19 protein-coding genes are annotated in these 19,873 nt (G+C 64.1%); 10 read left to right on the forward strand and 9 right to left on the reverse strand.

The features are described 5' to 3' along the window. Positions 1-19 precede the first annotated feature (19 nt). From ACTJK6_RS07605 to ACTJK6_RS07615, 3 genes are all read right to left on the reverse strand, one after another. The gene (locus ACTJK6_RS07605) at positions 20-1,336 is read right to left on the reverse strand and encodes a sigma-54-dependent transcriptional regulator (protein ID WP_232041799.1); all 1,317 of its coding nucleotides are present in this window, start codon (positions 1,334-1,336) and stop codon (positions 20-22) included. Between the two features lie 25 nt (positions 1,337-1,361). Continuing rightward, positions 1,362-3,380: a sensor histidine kinase gene (locus ACTJK6_RS07610; RefSeq protein ID WP_433866168.1), complete on the reverse strand. Its 2,019-nt coding sequence runs from the start codon at positions 3,378-3,380 to the stop codon at positions 1,362-1,364. A 101-nt stretch (positions 3,381-3,481) separates the two neighbouring features. Then, positions 3,482-4,771, reverse strand: a complete 1,290-nt coding sequence (locus tag ACTJK6_RS07615; RefSeq protein ID WP_232041797.1) for a dicarboxylate/amino acid:cation symporter — start codon at positions 4,769-4,771, stop codon at positions 3,482-3,484. Between the two features lie 451 nt (positions 4,772-5,222). Between ACTJK6_RS07615 and ACTJK6_RS07620 the strand changes: the two genes are divergently transcribed. The 4 genes from ACTJK6_RS07620 (at position 5,223) to ACTJK6_RS07635 (ending at position 7,849) form a co-directional block, all read left to right on the forward strand. Continuing rightward, positions 5,223-5,552 (forward strand): (2Fe-2S) ferredoxin domain-containing protein, encoded by a 330-nt coding sequence (locus tag ACTJK6_RS07620; protein WP_045202559.1) that lies wholly within the window; start codon positions 5,223-5,225, stop codon positions 5,550-5,552. 34 nt (positions 5,553-5,586) lie between these two features. Next, positions 5,587-6,234 carry an alpha/beta hydrolase gene (locus ACTJK6_RS07625; RefSeq protein ID WP_232041796.1) on the forward strand — a complete coding sequence of 216 codons (648 nt, stop codon included), beginning with the start codon at positions 5,587-5,589 and terminating at the stop codon, positions 6,232-6,234. 92 nt (positions 6,235-6,326) lie between these two features. After that, the gene (locus ACTJK6_RS07630) at positions 6,327-7,529 is read left to right on the forward strand and encodes a D-alanyl-D-alanine carboxypeptidase family protein (protein ID WP_433866166.1); all 1,203 of its coding nucleotides are present in this window, start codon (positions 6,327-6,329) and stop codon (positions 7,527-7,529) included. Between the two features lie 20 nt (positions 7,530-7,549). Beyond that, positions 7,550-7,849, forward strand: coding sequence for a DUF493 family protein (locus ACTJK6_RS07635; RefSeq protein ID WP_232041794.1), 300 nt, complete (start codon positions 7,550-7,552; stop codon positions 7,847-7,849). A 90-nt stretch (positions 7,850-7,939) separates the two neighbouring features. Here ACTJK6_RS07635 and ACTJK6_RS07640 read toward each other — a convergent pair whose 3' ends face one another. After that, entirely contained in the window at positions 7,940-8,902 is a 963-nt protein-coding gene (locus tag ACTJK6_RS07640; RefSeq protein ID WP_232041793.1) for a transcriptional regulator GcvA, read from the reverse strand. Between the two features lie 150 nt (positions 8,903-9,052). Here ACTJK6_RS07640 and ACTJK6_RS07645 point away from each other — a divergent pair, with 150 nt between their 5' ends. The 3 genes from ACTJK6_RS07645 to lipA all read left to right on the forward strand — a co-directional run bounded on the left by ACTJK6_RS07645 (position 9,053) and on the right by lipA (position 11,308). Further along, a complete protein-coding gene (locus ACTJK6_RS07645; protein ID WP_322017203.1) occupies positions 9,053-9,412 on the forward strand; it encodes a DUF2917 domain-containing protein in 360 nt (119 codons plus the stop codon). A gap of 162 nt (positions 9,413-9,574) precedes the next feature. Next, the gene (gene lipB / locus ACTJK6_RS07650) at positions 9,575-10,264 is read left to right on the forward strand and encodes a lipoyl(octanoyl) transferase LipB (protein ID WP_232041791.1); all 690 of its coding nucleotides are present in this window, start codon (positions 9,575-9,577) and stop codon (positions 10,262-10,264) included. Between the two features lie 42 nt (positions 10,265-10,306). Beyond that, entirely contained in the window at positions 10,307-11,308 is a 1,002-nt protein-coding gene (gene lipA, locus ACTJK6_RS07655; protein ID WP_414560118.1) for a lipoyl synthase, read from the forward strand. A gap of 75 nt (positions 11,309-11,383) precedes the next feature. Here the strand turns inward: lipA and ACTJK6_RS07660 are convergent, their stop codons facing one another. The 5 genes from ACTJK6_RS07660 to ACTJK6_RS07680 all read right to left on the reverse strand — a co-directional run bounded on the left by ACTJK6_RS07660 (position 11,384) and on the right by ACTJK6_RS07680 (position 16,530). Further along, on the reverse strand, positions 11,384-11,845 hold the full coding sequence (locus ACTJK6_RS07660) for a hypothetical protein (RefSeq protein WP_440475517.1): 462 nt from the start codon (positions 11,843-11,845) through the stop codon (positions 11,384-11,386). 245 nt (positions 11,846-12,090) lie between these two features. Next, the gene (locus ACTJK6_RS07665) at positions 12,091-12,393 is read right to left on the reverse strand and encodes a CBU_0592 family membrane protein (RefSeq protein ID WP_232041789.1); all 303 of its coding nucleotides are present in this window, start codon (positions 12,391-12,393) and stop codon (positions 12,091-12,093) included. Positions 12,394-12,458: 65 nt separating this feature from the next. After that, complete coding sequence (locus tag ACTJK6_RS07670) at positions 12,459-13,268, reverse strand: TorF family putative porin (protein WP_440838642.1); 810 nt, start codon at positions 13,266-13,268, stop codon at positions 12,459-12,461. Beyond that, entirely contained in the window at positions 13,268-14,989 is a 1,722-nt protein-coding gene (gene betA / locus ACTJK6_RS07675; protein ID WP_440838643.1) for a choline dehydrogenase, read from the reverse strand. Before betA ends, ACTJK6_RS07670 begins: the two co-directional genes overlap by 1 nt. A 17-nt stretch (positions 14,990-15,006) precedes the next feature. Continuing rightward, a complete protein-coding gene (locus ACTJK6_RS07680; RefSeq protein ID WP_440838644.1) occupies positions 15,007-16,530 on the reverse strand; it encodes an aldehyde dehydrogenase family protein in 1,524 nt (507 codons plus the stop codon). A 267-nt stretch (positions 16,531-16,797) separates the two neighbouring features. Between ACTJK6_RS07680 and ACTJK6_RS07685 the strand changes: the two genes are divergently transcribed. The 3 genes from ACTJK6_RS07685 (at position 16,798) to ACTJK6_RS07695 (ending at position 19,804) form a co-directional block, all read left to right on the forward strand. Further along, positions 16,798-18,243: a PAS domain-containing protein gene (locus ACTJK6_RS07685; protein ID WP_440838645.1), complete on the forward strand. Its 1,446-nt coding sequence runs from the start codon at positions 16,798-16,800 to the stop codon at positions 18,241-18,243. A gap of 191 nt (positions 18,244-18,434) precedes the next feature. Continuing rightward, positions 18,435-19,505 (forward strand): DMT family transporter, encoded by a 1,071-nt coding sequence (locus ACTJK6_RS07690; protein WP_322017198.1) that lies wholly within the window; start codon positions 18,435-18,437, stop codon positions 19,503-19,505. Beyond that, complete coding sequence (locus tag ACTJK6_RS07695) at positions 19,502-19,804, forward strand: hypothetical protein (RefSeq protein WP_322017197.1); 303 nt, start codon at positions 19,502-19,504, stop codon at positions 19,802-19,804. The genes ACTJK6_RS07690 and ACTJK6_RS07695 overlap by 4 nt, the downstream gene beginning before the upstream one ends. Positions 19,805-19,873 lie beyond the last annotated feature (69 nt).

The following is a 19,873-nucleotide window of genomic DNA, read 5'->3' on the forward strand; positions in this document are numbered from 1 at the left end:
TGCTTGCGGGCGTGCCAAGTCAAAGGCCGTATCGCTTGATCTTGTCATACAGCGTCGCACGGCCAACCTGCAGAATATCCGCCGCCTGGTGCACCGAACCGCCCGTGCGCGCCAGCGTTTCGGCAATGACGGTGCGCTCGTAGCGTTCGACGCGCTCCTTGAGCGGCATGCCGTCTTCCGATGCATCCGGCACGACCGGCGTGCGGCCGACGCCCAGCACAAGACGATCGGCCGCGTTGCGCAGTTCGCGCACGTTGCCGGGCCAGTTCGATTGCATCAGCTCGTGCCGCTGGCGCTCAGCCAGCATCGGCAGCGGGCGCTGATAGCGCACGGCGGCCTCGAGCAGGAAATGTTCGAACAGCGGGATGATATCTTCGCGGCGTTCACGCAGCGGGGGCAAATCGATGACGACAACGTTCAGGCGATAGTACAGATCGCGCCGGAAACCACCCGCTTCAATCAGCGCTTCCATATCGCCCTTGGCGGCCGCAACAATCCGCACGTCGATGCGCACCGAGGCATTCGAGCCCAGCCGCTCCAGCGCGCCCTCCTGCAGCACGCGCAGCAGCTTGACCTGCAGCGCGATCGGCATGCTCTCGATCTCGTCGAGGAACAGCGTGCCGCCCGAGGCATGCTCGAGCTTGCCGATGCGCCGCTTGCCGGCACCGGTGAAGGCACCGGCTTCGTGGCCGAACATCTCGCTCTCGAAAATCTGTTCGGGCACGGCGCCGCAGTTCAGCGCAATGAACGGCTTGTCATGACGCGGCGAGAGCATGTGCAGACTGCGCGCGACCAGCTCCTTGCCCGTGCCCGTCTCGCCGTTGATGAGCACCGGCGCATCGGTGGTCGCGACGTTCTCGATCAGCGCGCGCACAGCGCCCATCGCAGGCGAGCGCCCGATGATGCGCGTGCCCGCGGCCGGGCCGGCCAGTTCACGGCGCAGTGCGCGGTTTTCAAGCTCCAGCGCGCGGCGCTCGACGGCGCGGCGCACGGTTTCGGTCAGACGTTCGGCGGGAAACGGCTTCTCGATGAAATCGAACGCGCCTTCGCGCATCGCCTGCACGGCCATCGTGATGTCGCCGTGGCCGGTGACGAGCACCACGGGAATCCCCGTGCCGAACGACTGGCAGTGCGCGAGCACGTCCAGGCCGCTTGCGCCGGGCAAGCGCAGGTCGCTCACGACCACACCCGGGAAATTCGCGTCGATCTTGCCGACGGCCTCTTCGGCGCTGCCAAACGCCTGCACGTTGAAGCCGGCCAGTTCCAGGCTCTGCGCGGTCGCCTGGCGCACAGGCGGGTCGTCTTCGATGAAGAGAACGTTCAAGCCTTCGGACATGGTTCGTATCTGTATGGAAAACGGATCAGGTGGACGCCGCGGAGGAGACGTCGGCGCGTACCAGCGTCAGCGTAAACTGCGCGCCGCCGCCGGGCATGTTCGCGGCCGATAGGGAGCCGCCAAAATCGCGCGCGATGCTGGTGGAGATCGCCAGCCCAAGGCCGAGCCCCTGGCCGATCTCCTTGGTGGTGAAGAACGGCTCGAACAGGTGCGGCATGGCGTCGGGCGGAATGCCCGGGCCGTTGTCGCGCACGGCGATGGTCAGTTGGTTCGACTGCGACGCCGCGCCCTCGGCGAGGCCGATGTTGATGTCGATGCGTCCGGCGCGCGCGGGTTCATTGGCGTTGATCGCATCGAGCGCGTTGCCAATCAGGTTGATCAGCACTTGCTCCAGCTTCAGTTCATCCGCGCGAACGACGGCATCTGCTTCGGGGATATGCCAGTGCAGTTCGAGTGCCACGTCGCCCAGGCGCGGACGCAGCAGCGCGAGCGTGTGATCGAGCGCCACGCGCACCTGCACATCCACCACCTTGCGCCGCGAGCGCCCCGCAAACAGCTTGAGCTGCGCGGTGATCTTGCCCATGCGCTCGGTCAGGTCAGCAATCGCCTGCAGGTTGTCCGTGGCGGCGCCGTGCTGGCCGCGCTCAAGCAGGATGCGCGTGTTGTCGGAGAACGTGCGCAGCGCGGCCAGCGGCTGGTTGAGTTCGTGCGTGATGCCGGCGGCCATCTGGCCCAAGGCGGCGAGCTTGCTGGCCTGCACGAGTTCGTCCTGCGTGGCGCGGAGTTCGGCCTCGGCGCGGGTGCGATCGACGATCTCGTGTTGCAGTTGTTCGTTGGTGGCCATCAGGTCGGCCGTGCGGTCTTCCACACGGCGTTCGAGCTGGTCATATGCGGCTTCGAGCAGGCGGCGGCTACGCAGCATCTCCATCATGCGCAGCCGGCGCTGGCGCCAATAGAACAGCAGCAAACACGCAAACGCAAAGGCAAACGCCGCCGCCACGGTCGCGCTACGCGCGGCGCTCATCACCGGGTCCACGGGCGTGAGGTACATCAGCGTCCAGTCGGGCTCGACCAGGTCGCGCGAAACCTGCAGGTAGCGCGTGGCGTTCGTACGCCCGCCAACGCGAATCAGTTCTGCGCCTTCCGGCAAGCGTCCGGTCAATCGCAGGAAGGCCGGCGCCTCGGGTTGCAGCGGCAGTGGCGTGATCTGCTTGCGGTAATACTGGCGCGTCGCTTCCAACTGCGCCTGCAGTTTCGACGTGAGGGGTTCGACCGTACGGTACTGCCACGCCGGCACGGAGGACAGGAAGATCACGCCGTTCTCGTCCGCCACCATCACGGGTTCCGACGCGTCGTGGCTGGCGCGGCCGAACCATTCGAGGTTGAGCTTGACGACCGTCACGCCGATCACGCGGCCGTCCTGCATGACGGGCTGCGAGATGTAATAGCCGGGCTCTTCTCGCGTGATGCCAATGCCGTAAAAGCGCCCGACGTGGCCTTCCGCCGCCTGCTGGAAATACGGCCGAAACAGATATTCAGCGCCGACGAAGCTGTCAGGCTGGTTGTAGTTGGATGCGGCCAGCGCCTTGCCGCTGGGGGAGATCACGTAGGTCGCAGTGGCGTGCGCCCGATCGTTGACTTCGCGCAGATAGCGGTTCGCGCGGTCGACATTGGCAGGCGTCGGATTGGCGAGCAGATCGTGGATGAACGGATGCAGCGCCACCAGCGCTGGCAGGTATTCGTAGCGGTCGAGCGTGCTCTTGAGGTTGGCCGCATAGCGATCGACCCGCCCACCGGCGGCCTGCTGGGCCTGCGCGAGGCCCCGGTTCCACGCCACCACAAACGTGGTCGCGCACACCACGGCCATCACCACCACGAGCCCGAGCGCCACCAGCCACCAGAAGCCGCGTCGCGAGCCGGAGGCGCTGGTGAAGGAGAAATCGGGATCGGACATCGGCTGGAGGTCGGCGGCAGAGAGTGTTGCCGTGCCTTCCAAAGCCATGCCTGAAGTCGGCATGTCGCCGAGGTGCTTCACGAGGTGCATTCCAAAAAAGAAGCGGGGCCGTCTGGAAGGACTGGCCCCGCAATCATACGCTTTGCGCTTTCAGTAGCCGGCGCCCGCAGGCGCCAGCCGGATTGGATCGCTCAAACTGCCGGGGTGGCCGGCACGCGCTCATCGCTACGGTCGCCCGACAGCACGCGAGCCAGCTTGGCGCGATCCAGTTCACGTTCCCAGGCCGAGATCACCACGCAGGCCACGCCGTTGCCGGTGATGTTGGTCAGGGCACGGCATTCGCTCATGAAGCGGTCGATACCGAGAATCAGCACCATGCCCGCCACCGGAATATCCGGCACCACGGCCAGCGTTGCGGCCAGCGTGATGAAGCCGGCGCCGGTGATGCCCGAAGCGCCCTTCGAGGTCAGCATGGCAACGGCCAGGATGGTCAGTTGCTGCGTCCAGGTCAGCTCGATGTTCAGCGCCTGCGAGATGAAGATCACCGCCATCGTCATGTAGATGTTGGTGCCGTCCAGGTTGAACGAGTAACCGGTCGGAACCACGAGGCCCACCACCGACTTCGAGCAGCCCAGCTTCTCCATCTTCTCCATCAGGTGCGGCAGCGCCGATTCCGACGAGCTGGTACCCAGCACGATCAGCAGTTCTTCCTTGATGTACGACACAAAGCGGAAGATGTTGAAGCCGACCAGCCGCGCAATGATGCCCAGCACCACCACCACGAAGATGATGGCCGTCAGGTAGAACGTACCGACCAGCTTCAGCAGCGGCACCAGCGAGATCACGCCGTACTTGCCGATGGTGAAGGCCATGGCGCCAAAGGCACCGAGCGGGGCCACGCGCGTGATGATGTGCACGATGCGGAAGAACACGTGCGAGATCTGATCGATGAAGTCCGTCACCACCTGGGCGCGGTCGCCGATGGCCGACAGCGCACCGCCAAACAGCAGCGCGATCAGCAGGATCTGCAGGATGTCGCCCTTGGCAAAGGCATCGACCACCGTGCTCGGGATGATGTTGAGCAGGAAGTCGACCGTGCTGGCCGAATGCGCCTTGGCGGCGTACTGGGCAACGGCCTTGGCGTCGATGGTGTTCACATCAACGTTGAAGCCCGCGCCCGGGTTGAAGATGTGGCCAGCAGCCAGGCCAATCACCAGTGCGAAGGTCGAGACGACCTCAAAGTAGATCAGCGCCTTGCCGCCAACGCGGCCCACCTTCTTCATGTCACGCATGCCGGCAATGCCGGAGACGACCGTACAGAAGATGATCGGCCCGATCACCATCTTGATCAGTTGGATGAAGCCATCGCCCAGCGGCTTCATCTTGACGGCAAGTGCGGGCGAAAAATGGCCTAGCAGAACGCCGATGACGATGGCCGCCAGCACCTGTACGTACAGGATTTTATAGAACGGTTTTTTCATGTCTTCCTCGAGTGTCACAGACCGGCCGTGCGCTCAGTTGCTCGCCCGGTCCGACCCGCCCTGGTGTGGTCTCTCTCCTGCCTCGATACGCCGATGTTTCCGGCGCCTCCCGCAGCAGGTCGCTCTTTATTGCAAGGGCTATGCCAACGTCAATTTCAAGGGCCGGCTGCCCGCCAGCCCTTGTACCAGCTTGGTGTGACTACGATGGCACCCGCCTCAGCCGTCGTCAATCCCGGAATCCGCGCACAGCGCGTGTCCAGACATCCGGAAAACATGTTGCGATGCAGCACGGCGCCGTCCCATCGCACCGCCCTCATGGAGAAAGGCGCGCATCGGGGCCGTATAATGCCGGCTCGTTACGCAAATCCACATGGGTGCGCCACGCCAGGAAGCCATTTGCATCCTGCCGCGCGCACCGTCACACAGCCCTCCCAGTCTTCTCGGTCCGCCCATGAGCAGTCATTACAAGCACCACGTTTTCTTCTGCCTGAACGAACGCGAGGACGGCTCGCGCTGCTGCGCCGACTTTGGCGCCAAGGCCATGCAGGAATACGCCAAGAAGCGCTGCAAGGAACTCGGCATCAACGGCGAAGGCCGCGTGCGCATCAACAAGGCCGGCTGCCTGGACCGCTGCGAACTCGGCCCCGTCATGGTGGTCTACCCCGAGGCCGTCTGGTACACCTTTGTCGACAAGGAAGACATCGACGAGATCATCCAGAGCCATCTGGTTGAAGGCAAACCGGTCGAACGGCTGATGGTCGACCGCCCCGCCAACGCGTGAGCCCGGCTTTACTGCACCTGTTTTTCCCTTCTCCATGAACGTTCATACCGAAGAACGCCTGATTCCCGGCCCCGTCGGGCAGATCGACCTGTCGATCGACCAGCCGGACACCGCGCCGCGCGGCCTGGCGCTGATCGGCCACCCGCATCCGCTGTTCGGCGGCACCAAGGACAACAAGGTCGCGCAGACGCTGGCTCGCACCTTCGTCGGCTTGGGCTATGTGACGGTGCGCCTGAACTTTCGCGGCGTGGGCAAGACCGAGGGCACGCACGACAACGGTATCGGGGAGCAGGACGACATGCTCGCCGTGCTCGACTGGATGCGTACACAAACCGAATGGTCCGCCGACGTGGCCACGCTGCCGCTGGCGCTGGGCGGCTTCTCGTTTGGCAGCTTTGTCGTGTCGCAGGTCGCTCGCCGCCTGGCCGAAGCCGGCACGCCCGCCGAGCGCCTGGCGCTGGTCGGCACCGCCACCTCCCGCTGGGATGTCGCGCCGGTGCCGGCAGACACCATCGTCATCCACGGCGAACAGGACGACACCGTGCCGCTGATCGACGTGCTCAACTGGGCGCGACCTCAGGAACTGCCCGTGATCGTCATCCCGGGCGCCGATCATTTCTTCCACCGCAAGCTGCATTTGATCCGGCAGCTCATTACCGGCGCCTGGGCGCCAAAACCGTAACACTCACCCGTTGACTTTCCGGACGCCGCGCCTCCCCCCGTTTTTTCTGGCAGGCGGCGCCCTTGAACTCCAAGCAGACCGCAGGACCCGACATGCAGACCCGCTTCGCCCATTTCACGCCCCTCGCCCTCCATTCCGCCGCCGCAACCGCTGTGGCGGCCGCCGTGCTGGTCACCGCCCTGCCCGCCATGGCGCAGCCGGTGCCAGCCCCGCAAGTGGCGGCCCGCTCGTGGATGCTGACCGACGTGACGAGCGGCCAGGTGCTCGGCGGCGCGAACATGGACGAACGCATCGAGCCCGCCTCGCTCACAAAGCTGATGACGGCCTACCTGGTCTTCGAAGCCGTGCGCGACGGCAAGCTCAAGTACGACCAGATGATCACGCCCACCGAGACCGTGCGCACCGTCAAGACCGACGAATCACGCATGTTCCTGCAGGCCGGCAAACCCGTCTCTGTGCGTGAGCTGACGCAAGGTCTGATCATCCAGTCGGGCAACGATGCGGCCCTGGTGCTGGCCGAGGCCGTGGGCGGCACCGAGACCAACTTCGTGATGCTGATGAATCGCGAAGCCGAGCGCCTCGGCATGAAGAACACGCATTTCGCGAACGCCGCGGGCCTGCCCGATCCGAATCACTACTCCACCGCACGTGATCTTTCGATCCTGACATCGGCGCTGATCAAGGATTTCCCGCAGGACTACAAGTTCTACTCGCAGAAGGATTTCACCTATAACAACATCAAGCAGTCCAACCGCAACCGCCTGCTGTGGCTTGACCCGACCGTCGACGGCGGCAAGACGGGCCACACCAAATCGGCCGGCTACTGCCTCGTCACCTCGGCCAACCGTCCGCTGCCGGACGTCCCGGGCGCCAACCGTCGCCTGCTGTCCGTCATCGTCGGCACCAAGAGCGACGCGATCCGCACACAGGAGAGCCTGAAGGTCCTGAACTACGGCTATCAGTTCTTCGATACCGTGCGCCTGTACAAGGCCAAGGAAGCGCTGCAGACGCCGGACGTGTACAAGGGCCAGGCCAAGAACGTGAAGCTGGGTGTGTCGGAGGACAAGTGGATCACCGTGCCCAAGGGCGCAGGCGCACGCCTGAAGCCGGTGCTCGAGCGCAAGGACCCGCTGATCGCCCCGATCGCCCAGGGCCAGCAACTGGGCACGGTCAAGGTGATGGACGGCTCGACCGTGGTGTCGGAATTCCCGGTCGTGGCACTGGAAGCGGTGCCGGAAGCCGGCTTCGTCGGCCGCACGATCGACGCGGTCAAGCTGTGGTTTAAAAAGAAGTAATCGCCCCCACTTACTTCGACATGACCTCCTCTCACACTCCCCCGCCGGGCCACATTCCGCCCGAACAGTCGCTCATCGAGTACCCGAGCGATTTCCCCATCAAGGTGATGGGGCCGATGCATGAGGACTTTGCCGCGACCATCGTCGAGGTCGTCCGCCTGCACGATCCGGAGTTTCACGAAGGGCGCCTGGAAAAACGCCCGTCTTCGAGCGGCAACTACCTGGGCTTGACGGTGATCGTGCGTGCGACGAGCCGCGAACAGCTGGACGCGCTGTACCAGGCGCTGACCAGCCATCCGATGGTGAAAATCGTGCTGTAACGCACCTCTGCGCCACCCGGCAGAATGCAAAACGCCCCGGTCATGCCGGGGCGTTTTGCTGTGTCAGCGCGTTTTTTTGATGCCCGGGCCTCAGCCCTTGGGCACGTGCCCCAGGCAGACCGCGTTGTCGTTCATCAGCCCCGCCAGCTTGAGCTTGAACGCAGCAATCTCCGGCAGCAGCCACGTGCGGAACGCCTGCATCTTGGGCGTCTGCAGCGCGCTGTGCGGGCACACGAAGTAGTAGTTCCACGGACACGGGATCGTCGTCTCGAACAGGCGCACCACACGGCCGGTCAGCAGGTCATTGAAGGCCAGCGTCGGACGGATCAGCGCAATCCCCTGCCCCGCTGCCGCGGCCTGCAGCAGCAATGACGAATCCTGGAACATCAGCCCGCCGCGCGGCTCCACAAAGCCCTCCACGCCGGCCGCATCGAACCATGGCTTCCATGCCTCGCCTTCGCTGCGCAGCAGGGTCATGCTCGCCATCTCGGCCAGCGTGCGTGGCAGACGTCCACCGTTGAACGCAGGGCTGCAGATCGGGAAGAACACATCGTCGAGCAGCTTTTCCACGTACAGGCCCGGATAGTTGCCCGAACCCATGCGCAACGCCACGTCCACCTCTTCGCGCGCGAAGTCGACCAGCGCGGGGCTGGAGAACAGCTCCACCTCCAACTCGGGATGGCGCTCGATGAAGGTGCCGATATGCGGCGTGAGCCAGCGCGCTGCAAACGACGGCATCGTGCTGATGGCCAGGCGGTTGTCGCGGTTGCCGGCGCGCAATTGGTGCGTGGCCTGGGCGATCTGGTCGAGCGCCTCGCGCACCCGATCGGCATAGGCGCGGCCCGCGTGCGTGAGCATGACGCGCTTGCCGCGCCGCTCGAACAGCGGCACGCCCAACTCGTCTTCCAGGGTGCGCATCTGATGGCTGACGGCACCGTGCGTAACGAACAACTCCGTTGCCGCACGCGAAAAACTCTCATAGCGGGCCGCCGCCTCGAACACCCGGAGCGCGCCAAGTGACGGCAAGCGCATCGGTTCGCGGATTTCGGTCATCTTTCCCTCCGGATTTTCGTAGCGCTGCAGGGTTTTTATGTGAGCTGCACTATCAAGAAACGCAATATATATCGTTTGGTACAAGGCAACCAAGCGCCTAGACTTCCTTCAACGGCAAGGCCCCATCGCACTGCCGTGAAGGAGCCGATCATGAAAGCTGTACTAACAAAAATTGTATTCACTCTGCAGCCCGGCGAAGTGGTGGCATTGCGCATGCCGGCCAACCAGAATCTGCGCGTCGAAGAAGCCTACGGGCGCGACGTATGGGTCACACATGAGAACAAAGCCGGCGACGAATGGCTGCACGCAGGCGGCAGCGTTGCCGTGAAGCGCGGTGAAGAAATCGTCGTCTCGGTAGACCCGAAAGCCCTCGGCCCCGTGGCACTGGCAGTCGAAGCGACTGACGGCCACATGCCGCGCAAGCCGTGGCACGTGACCAACGGGTGGCGCCACACGCTCGCCGCGCTTGGGTGGAACGAGCACGCCGAGACGCCCGTCGTGGCCGCCTGAGTCCGCAATCTGTTTTGAGTCTCCTTTTGCGGCAGATACCGCAAAAGCCGATGCCGGCGCCGATGCCTCCCATCGCGTCGGCATCTTTTTTGGCTCAACCCTGCAGGCGAAGCGGACAAAGGCGCAGGGCGCCCGAACCTGCCCTGCGCTACACTCGCGGGCATGATTCCGATTGACATCGTCGAGCGCGGCCTGCAGGACTACGCCACCTGCTTCGACGAAATGCAGACCTTCACCGCACAGCGCGGCCCCGATACACCCGACACGATCTGGCTGGTCGAACACCCTCCGGTGTTCACGCTCGGCTTGGCGGGCGATCCGGCGCATCTGTTGGCTCCCGGCAACATCCCGCTGGTGAAAGTCGATCGTGGCGGCCAGATCACTTACCACGGCCCGGGCCAAGTCGTCGCTTACCTTTTGCTGGATCTGCGCCGCCGCGGGCTGTTCGTGAAGGCGCTGGTTGATGCCATTGAGGCGGCCGTTATCGAGACGCTCGCCACGTATAATGTCGCCTCCGAACGCAAGGCTGGCGCCCCCGGCATCTACCTGTCGGGCGGGCCGCATGCTGGCGCCAAGATCGCCGCGCTGGGCCTGAAGATCCGCAACGGCTGCAGCTACCACGGCGTGAGCCTGAACCTGGCGATGGACCTGTCGCCCTTCACGCAGATCAACCCGTGCGGCTATGCCGGCCTGGAAACCGTCGATATGGTGACCGCCGGCGCCCGCGATGCGTCCGGACGCGCCGTCGATGCGAACGACTGGCAAACCGTTTCCCGCGACCTGGCCAATGCGCTGGTCGCCCAATTGCAGCAACGCGCGCAAGCGCACCCCGCCGAGGCCGCTACCGCTTAGCGCCCGGAAATGCACGAGCCGCAAGCCCGTGCGGAGAACACGATGACCGATTCCGCCGCCGGCGCCACTGAAGTCGCCACCCCTGCCACCCCGCCGAACAAGCCGTACGACGCCACGGCCAAGCAGAAGTCGCTCGACAAGACCGCACGCATTCCCATCAAGATCGTGCCGGCCGAGAAGCTCAAGAAGCCGGATTGGATTCGCGTGCGCGCCGCCACCGGCAACTCGCGCTTCTACGAAATCAAGGACATCCTGCGCGCCAACAACCTCGTGACGGTGTGCGAAGAGGCGAGTTGCCCGAACATCGGCGAGTGCTTCGGCAAGGGCACGGCCACGTTCATGATCATGGGCGACAAGTGCACGCGCCGCTGCCCGTTCTGCGATGTCGGACACGGCCGCCCGGACCCGCTCGACGTGAACGAGCCAGAAAACCTGGCCAAGACGATCGCCGAGCTCAAGCTCAACTACGTCGTCATCACGAGCGTCGACCGCGACGACCTGCGTGACGGCGGCGCCCAGCATTACGTCGATTGCATTTCGCGCACCCGGGCCTTGTCGCCGGCCACGCGCATTGAAGTGCTGGTGCCGGACTTCCGCGGCCGCCTGGAGAAGGCGCTGGACATCCTTCAGGAATGCCCACCCGATGTGATGAACCACAACCTCGAAACGGTGCCCCGCCTGTACAAGCAGGCGCGCCCGGGTGCGGACTACGCGCACTCGCTCAAGCTGCTGAAGGACTTCAAGGCCCGCAACCCGAACGTGCCGACCAAGTCCGGCCTGATGGTCGGCCTGGGCGAGACCGATGAGGAAATCCTCGAAGTCATGCGCGACATGCGCGAGCACGACATCGATATGCTGACCATCGGCCAGTATCTGGCGCCGTCGGGCCACCATCTGCCGGTGCTGCGCTACGTGCACCCCGACACCTTCAAGATGTTCGAAGAGAAGGCGTACGAGATGGGCTTCACGCACGCTGCGGTTGGTGCAATGGTGCGCAGTTCATACCACGCGGATCAGCAGGCACACGAAGCCGGCGTGGTCTGACCAAGCCGGAACGCTGCAGAAACAAAAAGGGCCTTGGGGTAAAACCCAAGGCCCTTTTGCTTTGGTGCGGCTCGATCAGGCTTGCGAAGCGGCGTCCTTCGGATACGAGGCATCGCCGTTCCACGACAGATAGCCGTAGGTGTCGGCCTGGCGATCGGCGCCCTGCGTGTAGACGTCGTACTTGGCAGCAGCGCCGTCGGTGTACGGATCGGCCTTGGCGATTGCACCATCGGTGTACGGGTCAGCCTTGCCGACGGCACCTTGGGTGTACGGGTCGAAGCGATCGTTCTTCCACGACAGGTAGCCGTAGGTATCAGCTTGGCGGTCGGCACCTTGGGTATAGACGTCGTACTTGCCGGCAGCGCCCTGTGTGTACGGATCAGCCTTGGCGACAGCACCTTGCGTGTACGGATCGGCACTGCTTTGGACAGCAGCGGCGGCCGGCTGCGCTGTCAGAAGAGCGGCGGAAGCCGAGACCGTGGCCACCAGGGCCAGCAAAGCGTTACGGGAGAAGGCGGTTGCGAGACGGGTGTTCATGATGGGCTCCTGATCTGTCTGGATATTCGGTTGCGCTCAGTTCGTTGCGCTTGTGATCAGAATAGATCGTTGCCTTCTATGGATAAATGTCAGATCGAAGAAAAGACTGTTCTTCATAAATCAACAATTGATCAGAGCCTGCCATTTATCTAGAGATCCATGGGTCACACTCACACAACTTTTTTCTAGCTGCCATGCAAGGAAAACCGCGTACGTCGACGCGGTTTTGACTGTGAGCGGCGAACCTACTGCTGCGCTGGATGTCCCGGGCGCGGCGCGCCAGCGGGTTCCACTACCGGGCGCCCCGCCTGCTTATTGCGCCACCAACCCATCAGCGTCAATGCCAGCCAGAAAAACTGGGTGAGAAACGACGCAAGATTGAACGACCCCATCAGCGAAATCAGGATGCAAATCGGTCCAAGCAGGTTGAGGCGAACGGCAAATGCGCCGGTCGGCGGCTTATGCAGGACCTGTACGCCAAAGTGCGCAGAAACATAAGCGGCGACGCCGACCAGACCGACAACGTCGGTAAAACCCAGGGAGGCCATGGTGTGTGCTTTGAAAGCAGAGGTTGAGGAGAAAGGGTTGCAGGTAAAGCGCCGTCGCCCGCCACTCAGTACGTCGCCGTCAGCTTGAGTGCGACCGTGCGTCGGCCGAGCGTCATGCGATCCGTGCCGTTGCGGGCTGAGAATTGATGGGCATAGGCAGGTGCGTCCGCGCCGGTCAAAGCAGCAGACAGCGTCAAGAACTTGTTGATGGGCCGCGAGAGTTCAATACGGTAGTCGGTAAAACTGAATGCGCTGTGGTTACGCACGTGTTCGTGGCCGACGTGCAGTCCGAGCGTGAAGTTGTTCGGCAAGGGCACGGCCCAGTTGGCTTCGGCGTAGGTGGAACCGCGGCTGCCGCGATCGATGCCGTCTGCCAGCGAATTGCCATCGAAGCCGAAGTAGTTCGACAGCGTCGTCCATAACTTGACCGACACGCCGCGCCAGCCCGCGCCGACCATCCATTCCGTGTAGTCGTAGCCGGTGGCGGGGCCGCCGCCAGCGGCCTTGTCGTAGCGGGCACCGGGATACCAGTAGCGGTAGAGCCCGGTGGTCAATTCCACGCCATGCGCAACGGTCGTGGCATAGCCGAGGTAGGTATCGATCTCGGCATGCGCGCCTGCGATGACGTGGTCGCTAACTTGGGAACCCAACACACCGGCGTAGAAGCCGCTCGGCGCGGTGTAATCGATGCCGGCTTGCAGGGCAGGTTTTCCCCATGTCTGGCGCAGGCCGCGCGACACATATTGCGAGACAACGGATGCATTGGCCGACCAGCGCTTGTCCTCGCCGGCCGGCACATCATCCGCCAGTGCGGGCAGCGGGGCAGCACACGCCGCCGCACCACCCAGCATCGTCACGACTTTCCGCCAGCGCATCAGGCCACCACCAGTTCACTGGCGACCAGCGGTTTGGCCGGCGCCTGCAGCGGCGATTTGCCATGCACATAGAACGCCGCATCCGATCGCGCGAGCGGCGCCACACCGCGAATCCGGTCGGCAATCTTCTCGGCGATCATGATCGTCGGCGCATTCAGGTTGCCGGTGACGATGCGCGGCATGATCGAGGCATCGACCACGCGCAGTCCCTGCAAGCCATGCACGCGGCCTTCGTTGTCGACCACGGCCATCGGATCGTCTGCCGAACCCATCTGGCAGGTGCAGGACGGATGCAGCGCGGTCTCGGCGTGTTGCCGTACGAAGGCGTCGATCTCGGCGTCGGTCTGTACGCTCGGGCCTGGGCTGATCTCGCGACCGCGGTATTGGTCGAACGCACGCTGCGCGATGATGTCGCGCGTGATCCGCACACCAGCGCGAAACTCACGCCAATCCACGTCATGCGCCATGTAGTTGAAGAGGATGCGCGGCTTGTCACGCGGGTCGCGCGAAGCGAGCTTCACGTAGCCTCTGGATGGCGAGCGCATCGAACCCACGTGGCACTGGAACCCATGCATCTTCACCGGGTTGCTGCCGTCGTAGTTCACGGCCAGCGGCAGGAAGTGGTACTGGATGTTTGGCCATTCGAAGCTGTCATCGCTGCGGATGAACCCGCCCGCTTCGAAGTGGTTGCTGGCGCCGGGGCCGGTGCCGTGCATGTACCACTCCAGCCCGACCTTGGGCTTGTTGTACCAGAGCGTGTTTTCGTAGATGGACACCGGACGCAAACACTCGTACTGGATGTACATCTCCAGGTGGTCCTGCAGGTTCTCGCCTACACCGGGCAGATGTGCGACCGAGTGGATGCCCAGCGCACGCAGCTCGTCCGCATGGCCCACGCCTGAGCGCTGCAGCAACTGCGGCGAAGCGATGGCGCCGCTGGTGACGATTACCTCGCGGCGCGCACGCCATGTTTCGCGGTTGCCGTCCATCAGCGCCTCGACGCCCACGGCACGCGTGCCATCGAAGATCACGCGATCGGCCAGCACGCGCGGGAGCACCGTCAGCGTGGATCGCTTGCGTGCATCGTCGAGGTAGCAGAGCGATGTGCTGGCACGGCGGCCCTTGGCGGTCACGGTGCGGTCCATCGGGCCCAGGCCTTCCTGGCGATAGCCGTTCAGGTCGTCCGTGGCGGGAATGCCGGCTTGCTCACCGGCTTCGATAAAGGCGTGGAACAGCAGGCTGTTGTCCTGCTTGGGCGTGGTGACCTGCAGCGGACCGGAATCTCCATGCCAGTCGTTGGCGCCCTTGTCATACGTTTCCGATTTTCGGAAGTACGGCAGGCAGTCGGCATACGTCCAGTCGGCCAAGTTGAAATCGCTCGCCCAGCGCTCATAGTCCATCGCGTTGCCGCGAATGAAACACATGCCATTGATGAGCGACGACCCGCCCAGCCCCTTGCCGCGGCCTTGCGCCATGCGGCGGTTGTTCATGTGCGGCTCGGGCTCGGTTTCGTAGGCCCAGTTGTACGTGGTGCCTTGCAGCGGATACGCCAGCGCCGCCGGCATCTGCGTGCGGAAATCCCAGCGGTGGTCGGGGCCGCCGGCCTCGAGCAGCAGCACGGTCACGTAGGGGTCTTCGGTCAGGCGCGCAGCCAGCACACAGCCGGCAGAGCCCGCACCCACGATGATGTAGTCGTACTCCTGTACGGTGGTTGTAGTCAAAACATGCCCTCCCGTTCTTACGCAGCGTCCGCGCCGAACCAGCCCATCGGCTGCGGAGCGAGGTTGATGTAGCTGTGCTTGAGTTCGGTGTACTCGTCCAGGCCGCCGCGACCCAGTTCGCGGCCGATGCCGCTGGCCTTGTAGCCGCCCCACGGCGCTTCAGGAAAGTACGGGTGATAGTCGTTGGCCCACACGGTGCCGAAACGCAGTGCGCGGGTCACGCGGTTGGCGCGGTTCAGGTCGGCCGTCCACACAGCGCCGGCCAAGCCGAACGGCGTGGCGTTGGCGCGGCGCACCGCTTCTTCTTCGGTGGAGAAGCGCTCAACGGTCAGCGCCGGGCCGAAGATTTCTTCGGTGGCGATCTTCATGTCGTTGCGCACGTTGGCGAGCACGGTCGGCTCCAGCCAGAAGCCGCGCTCGAACGCCTTGCCCTCCGGCGCCTTGCCGCCACAGCGCAGCACCGCACCTTCCTGCACGCCGGCCTGGATCATGTTGATGATCTTCTGGCGCTGGAATGCGGATTGCACCGGGCCCATCTCCGTGCCATTAGCGAAGCCATTGCCCACGCGGATGCGTTTGACGCGCTCGACCAGCGCATCGACAAAGCGGTCGTGGATACCGTCTTGCAGCATCAGGCGCGATCCGGCCGAGCACACCTGGCCCGCATGGAAGAACGCCGCGTTGACCGCGTAGTCGACGGCGGTATCGAAATCCGCGTCGTCGAAGATGATGTTCGGGTTCTTGCCGCCCAGCTCCAGGGCGATCTTCTTGAAGTTGCCGACGGCCGCGTTCATGACCGCCGCACCGGCAACCGCGCCGCCCGTGAACGAAACGAGATCCACGTCCAGGTTGCGCGACAGCTCGGCCCCGGCCTCGCCCGCACCGGTGACAAGATTGAACACGCCCGCCGGCACGCCGACTTCTATCAGCAGCTCGGTAAAGCGGTGCGTGGTGAGTGGCGTCAGGTTGCTCGGCTTGACGATGACGGTGTTGCCCGCGCCCAGCGCCGGTGCGATCTTCCAGGCGGCCTGCAGCAGCGGGTAGTTCCACGGCGTGATGAGGCCGCACACGCCCACCGGCTCGCGCAGCGTGCGGCTGATGACGGTGTTCGGTGCCTCGTTGATGAGACCGGACTCTGTGGCGACCAGGCCCGCGAAATAGCGGAAGGTCGCCGCAATGCCGTCCATGTCCCAGCGGCTTTCGGTGATGGTCTTGCCGGTGTTGAGCGATTCGAGCGTGGCGAGGTTCTCGGCGTCGGCGTCGATGGCGTCGGCAATGCGGTTGAGCAGGCGGGCGCGCTCACGCGTGCCGGTCTGGCGCCACGGGCCTTCGTCAAACGCGCGGCGGGCAGCGGCAATGGCACGCTGCACATCGGCCACTGAGGCATCCGCCGCCTGCGTCAGAACGCCTTCGGTGGCGGGATCAACGATATCGCAGTACACGCCGCCTTCGGGCTGGACCCACTGGCCGTCGATATAGAGATCAAGACGGGGCGCCAGCGCGGCGGAACGGAAATCGGTGGAAAGGGAAGCTTGCGTCATATCCAGTACCCATGAGGATGGTTGGCGCGCAAAGAAGTCGGCGCCTGAAATGCCGGCACCGGGCGTCCTGTCAGACGGCGTTCCGATGCGGCGACCCTGAAATTCACTGTTGGTGTTTTTATTTACCTTTGGAGAATTTTGGACTAGTCTAGGAAAAATTAGTTGCTTCAGGCCAATCGTTATGACCTAACAACATCACATAGCTATAAATTTTTCCTATAGACAGCGCGCTATACTTTCGCGAATCACTTCCAGTAAATCCGCCCCATGACCGCCGCAGCACTTCCGCCGCCAGACGGCCCGCTCGATGACGACAGCTTTGCCGGCCGCCTCAAAGGCGTGCTGACGCGCGGCCGCATCCAGCTCAAGCAAGTGGCGGCAGCGCTGGGGGTGTCGCCCTCCGCTGTCCACAAATGGACGCGCGGCGGCGAGATCGAATACGCCAACCTGCTCGCGTTGGCCCGCTTCCTGAACGTGAACTGGCTGTGGCTGCGCTACGGCGACCGCGCCCTCGCCGACCTGGAAGCGAGCCTGACGACCGACGCCCGCGCCCGCGAGGGCCGGCAGAAACACATCGCCGCGATCATGGAAAGCGAGGCGCGCATGACCTTCGCGCAGGAGATTTCCGGCGTGGTCACGTGGGAGTGGAACCTGCTGACGGACGCGGTGGCGTATTCACCCAATGTCGCGCGCCTGTTTGGTCGGCCGATCCGCACGCTGGAAGATTTTTGGCAATGCGTGCTCCCTGAAGACGTGCCCGGAGTGCAGGCTGCGGTCTCGCAGAACCTGAGTGCGGGCGGCGTGTACGAGCATGAATTTCGCATTGCGCCGGCGCCGGACGTGGTCCGCTGGATCGTTTCGCGAGCGACGCTGGTGCGCGACGCGCAGGACCGGCCAATCAAAATGATCGGCCTGAGCCTGGACACCACCGAGCGCCACACCGCCGAAGCGGCCTTGCGCGATTCGGAGGCGCTGCTGGCCAAGGCACAGCAAATCGCCCATCTCGGCAGCTGGATCTGGGAACCCGGCAGCGACGCGTGCCGCTGGACAGATGAGGCTTACCGGATCTTCGGCTGGGTCCCGCAAGCCACGCCGGTGACGATGGCGCGCTACCTGGACGCCATCGTTCCCGCAGACCGTGCCCGCGTGCAGGCCGTGCTGGACCGCGCCGTGGCCTCGCGCCAACCGTATCGCGTCGAATACACCATCACCCTGCCCGGCGGCTCGCTTCGCCATCTTCGTGAAGAAGGCGAAGCGCAGGACCCGTCGGCAGCCACGCCCACGATGATCGGTGCGGCGCAGGACATTACCGCCGAAGTGGAAGCACAAGCCGCCTTCCGCGACAGCGAGGCCAAGTTGCGGACGTTGTTCGAGCAGGCGCCGGTCGGTATCGCGCAGGTTAGCCTGGAAGGCCGCTGCCTGCGCGCCAACCCATGGCTGTGCACGCTGCTGGGCCAGCCCGAAACGGCGCTGCAGCAGCGCACGCTGCTTGACCTCACCCACCGCAACGACCTCGCCCGCCATTTGCGCCAATACGGCGAATTGCTCGCCGGCACGGTGCCCACGTATGCGCTCTCGCTGCAATTGGTACGTGGGGATGGCTCCGCCGTGCCGGTGCGCATCACCACGTCCTTGGCGCGCGATCCGGCTACAGACACGCCCCTACATCTGATCACCGTGGTCGACACGGTGCCCGAGACGGGCGCGTCGTAGCCCCGGCCCCGCCCTGACGTCACAGACGTAGCCTACCCACAACCCCGGTCGCTCAGTGCGACTTCTTCCGGCATGCCTGGAGGGCCGGCATAGACCCCAGAAAACTATCAGTTCATTTATGAACCTCCAGTAACTCAAGCGCCACATCCCGCTTTTTCGGAACTGGCGCTTACAGAACAAGGAGATCGGCTTTGGCTTCTTCCTCCGCCGCCCGCGCGGCACATCATCGACGCACGCTGCAGTGGGGCTACCGCTGGGCGCTCTGGGCCGCGGTCTTATGGGGCGCCTGGTACGTGCCCGGCACGGCCGTCTGGCATGAATCCCCGTTTGCCGGGATGGACCTTTCGGACCCGCGCGTCTTCCTGGTCTGCGCGGCTGTCATCACGGCGTTCCATAGCGTCATGGTGATGATCTTCCAGTGGGTGTGGCTCGGCTCCCTCGGCAAGCTGAGCGACTACTTCCGCACCCTCGGCCAGTTTCGCAAGATCTCGCGCTGGTACTTCATTGCGGCAGTCGTCGGCGGACTGATGGCCAACTTCGGTTCGTATCTGGCGATGGGCTATGTCGGTGCCGTGTTCGCGGCTGTGGCCGGGCTGCTGTATCCAGTGGTGGGCGCGACGGTAGCCAAGCTTTGGTACAACGAGCGCATCAGCGCGCGGGCAGCGGTGGGCATCGCCATCATCATTCTGGGCGGCGTGGCGATTTACGGCCCGGCACTGGTGGCCGAATCGCACAGCGGCAGCCATCAGTGGATCGGCTACCTGGGTGGCGCCATGGCGGCGATCGGTTGGGGCCTGGAAGGCGCGATCGTCGGCCGCGCCATGGATGTGACGGACCCCGACTGCGGCGTCTCCATCCGCTACACCGCCGAGGCCATCTACTGGGTCGTCCTCATCCTGCCGGCCATCGCGCTGTTTGCGCATGTGCCCGTGCCCGTTACGGAGATTGCCTCGGGCATTGTCCACAGCAAGGCGTTGCTGTGGCTGGTCGTGGGCGGCGTCACCTTCTCGTTCTGCGCGGTGGCCTGGTACAAGTCGTTTCCGCTGATCGGCGTGGGGCGCGGGCAGGCGCTTGGCGCGTTCTACGCAATGTTCGCCACCCTCTTCACGGCCATCTTCACGCTGCAGTTTCCGGAGTGGTATTTCCTGATCGGGCTGGCGCTGGTGATCTTTGGCGGCTTCGTGATGGTGTCGGAAAGCTCGGAAAACCTGGAAGTGATCCGCGGCGGTGTAGCACCTGCAACCACGGAGACGCACGCATGAAACTGCACATGAAGGGCTACATCCTGCAACTGCTCGCGAGCAGCGACACGCTGTGGGACAGCGATATCGCCCATCGCACCTGCATCGAATACGGCAAACCCGAAGACGAATACTGGACGGGCAGCATTCGCGCCATTCTCGCGGATCTGTACTCCGGCGGCCTGGTGCAAACCGCTGAAGACACGTTGGACGAAGCCACCGGCAAGGTGCACTTCCGCTACGCCATCACCGAGTTTGGCCGTCAACGCATGACCGATACCGGCCTGCTGGACATCGAACCGAAGGAGACCACGCAATGACGCAGTATTGGGGCTATCCGTTTGCCGATGTGCTGGCGATCTTGTTGATCGTCGGGCTGAGCGCGCTGG

The organism is Ralstonia sp. 22086 (assembly GCF_052045975.1).
In the GTDB taxonomy this organism is placed as follows: Bacteria; Pseudomonadota; Gammaproteobacteria; order Burkholderiales; family Burkholderiaceae; genus Ralstonia; species Ralstonia wenshanensis.

Bases quoted from the DNA above. Each gene is read 5' to 3' on its own strand.
- ACTJK6_RS07605 (WP_232041799.1), bottom strand. From the start codon at position 1,336: ATGTCCGAAGGCTTGAACGTTCTCTTCATCGAAGACGACCCGCCTGTG.
- ACTJK6_RS07610 (WP_433866168.1), bottom strand. From the start codon at position 3,380: ATGCACCTCGTGAAGCACCTCGGCGACATGCCGACTTCAGGCATGGCT.
- ACTJK6_RS07615 (WP_232041797.1), bottom strand. From the start codon at position 4,771: ATGAAAAAACCGTTCTATAAAATCCTGTACGTACAGGTGCTGGCGGCC.
- ACTJK6_RS07620 (WP_045202559.1), top strand. From the start codon at position 5,223: ATGAGCAGTCATTACAAGCACCACGTTTTCTTCTGCCTGAACGAACGC.
- ACTJK6_RS07625 (WP_232041796.1), top strand. From the start codon at position 5,587: ATGAACGTTCATACCGAAGAACGCCTGATTCCCGGCCCCGTCGGGCAG.
- ACTJK6_RS07630 (WP_433866166.1), top strand. From the start codon at position 6,327: ATGCAGACCCGCTTCGCCCATTTCACGCCCCTCGCCCTCCATTCCGCC.
- ACTJK6_RS07635 (WP_232041794.1), top strand. From the start codon at position 7,550: ATGACCTCCTCTCACACTCCCCCGCCGGGCCACATTCCGCCCGAACAG.
- ACTJK6_RS07640 (WP_232041793.1), bottom strand. From the start codon at position 8,902: ATGACCGAAATCCGCGAACCGATGCGCTTGCCGTCACTTGGCGCGCTC.
- ACTJK6_RS07645 (WP_322017203.1), top strand. From the start codon at position 9,053: ATGAAAGCTGTACTAACAAAAATTGTATTCACTCTGCAGCCCGGCGAA.
- lipB (WP_232041791.1), top strand. From the start codon at position 9,575: ATGATTCCGATTGACATCGTCGAGCGCGGCCTGCAGGACTACGCCACC.
- lipA (WP_414560118.1), top strand. From the start codon at position 10,307: ATGACCGATTCCGCCGCCGGCGCCACTGAAGTCGCCACCCCTGCCACC.
- ACTJK6_RS07660 (WP_440475517.1), bottom strand. From the start codon at position 11,845: ATGAACACCCGTCTCGCAACCGCCTTCTCCCGTAACGCTTTGCTGGCC.
- ACTJK6_RS07665 (WP_232041789.1), bottom strand. From the start codon at position 12,393: ATGGCCTCCCTGGGTTTTACCGACGTTGTCGGTCTGGTCGGCGTCGCC.
- ACTJK6_RS07670 (WP_440838642.1), bottom strand. From the start codon at position 13,268: ATGCGCTGGCGGAAAGTCGTGACGATGCTGGGTGGTGCGGCGGCGTGT.
- ACTJK6_RS07680 (WP_440838644.1), bottom strand. From the start codon at position 16,530: ATGACGCAAGCTTCCCTTTCCACCGATTTCCGTTCCGCCGCGCTGGCG.
- ACTJK6_RS07685 (WP_440838645.1), top strand. From the start codon at position 16,798: ATGACCGCCGCAGCACTTCCGCCGCCAGACGGCCCGCTCGATGACGAC.
- ACTJK6_RS07695 (WP_322017197.1), top strand. From the start codon at position 19,502: ATGAAACTGCACATGAAGGGCTACATCCTGCAACTGCTCGCGAGCAGC.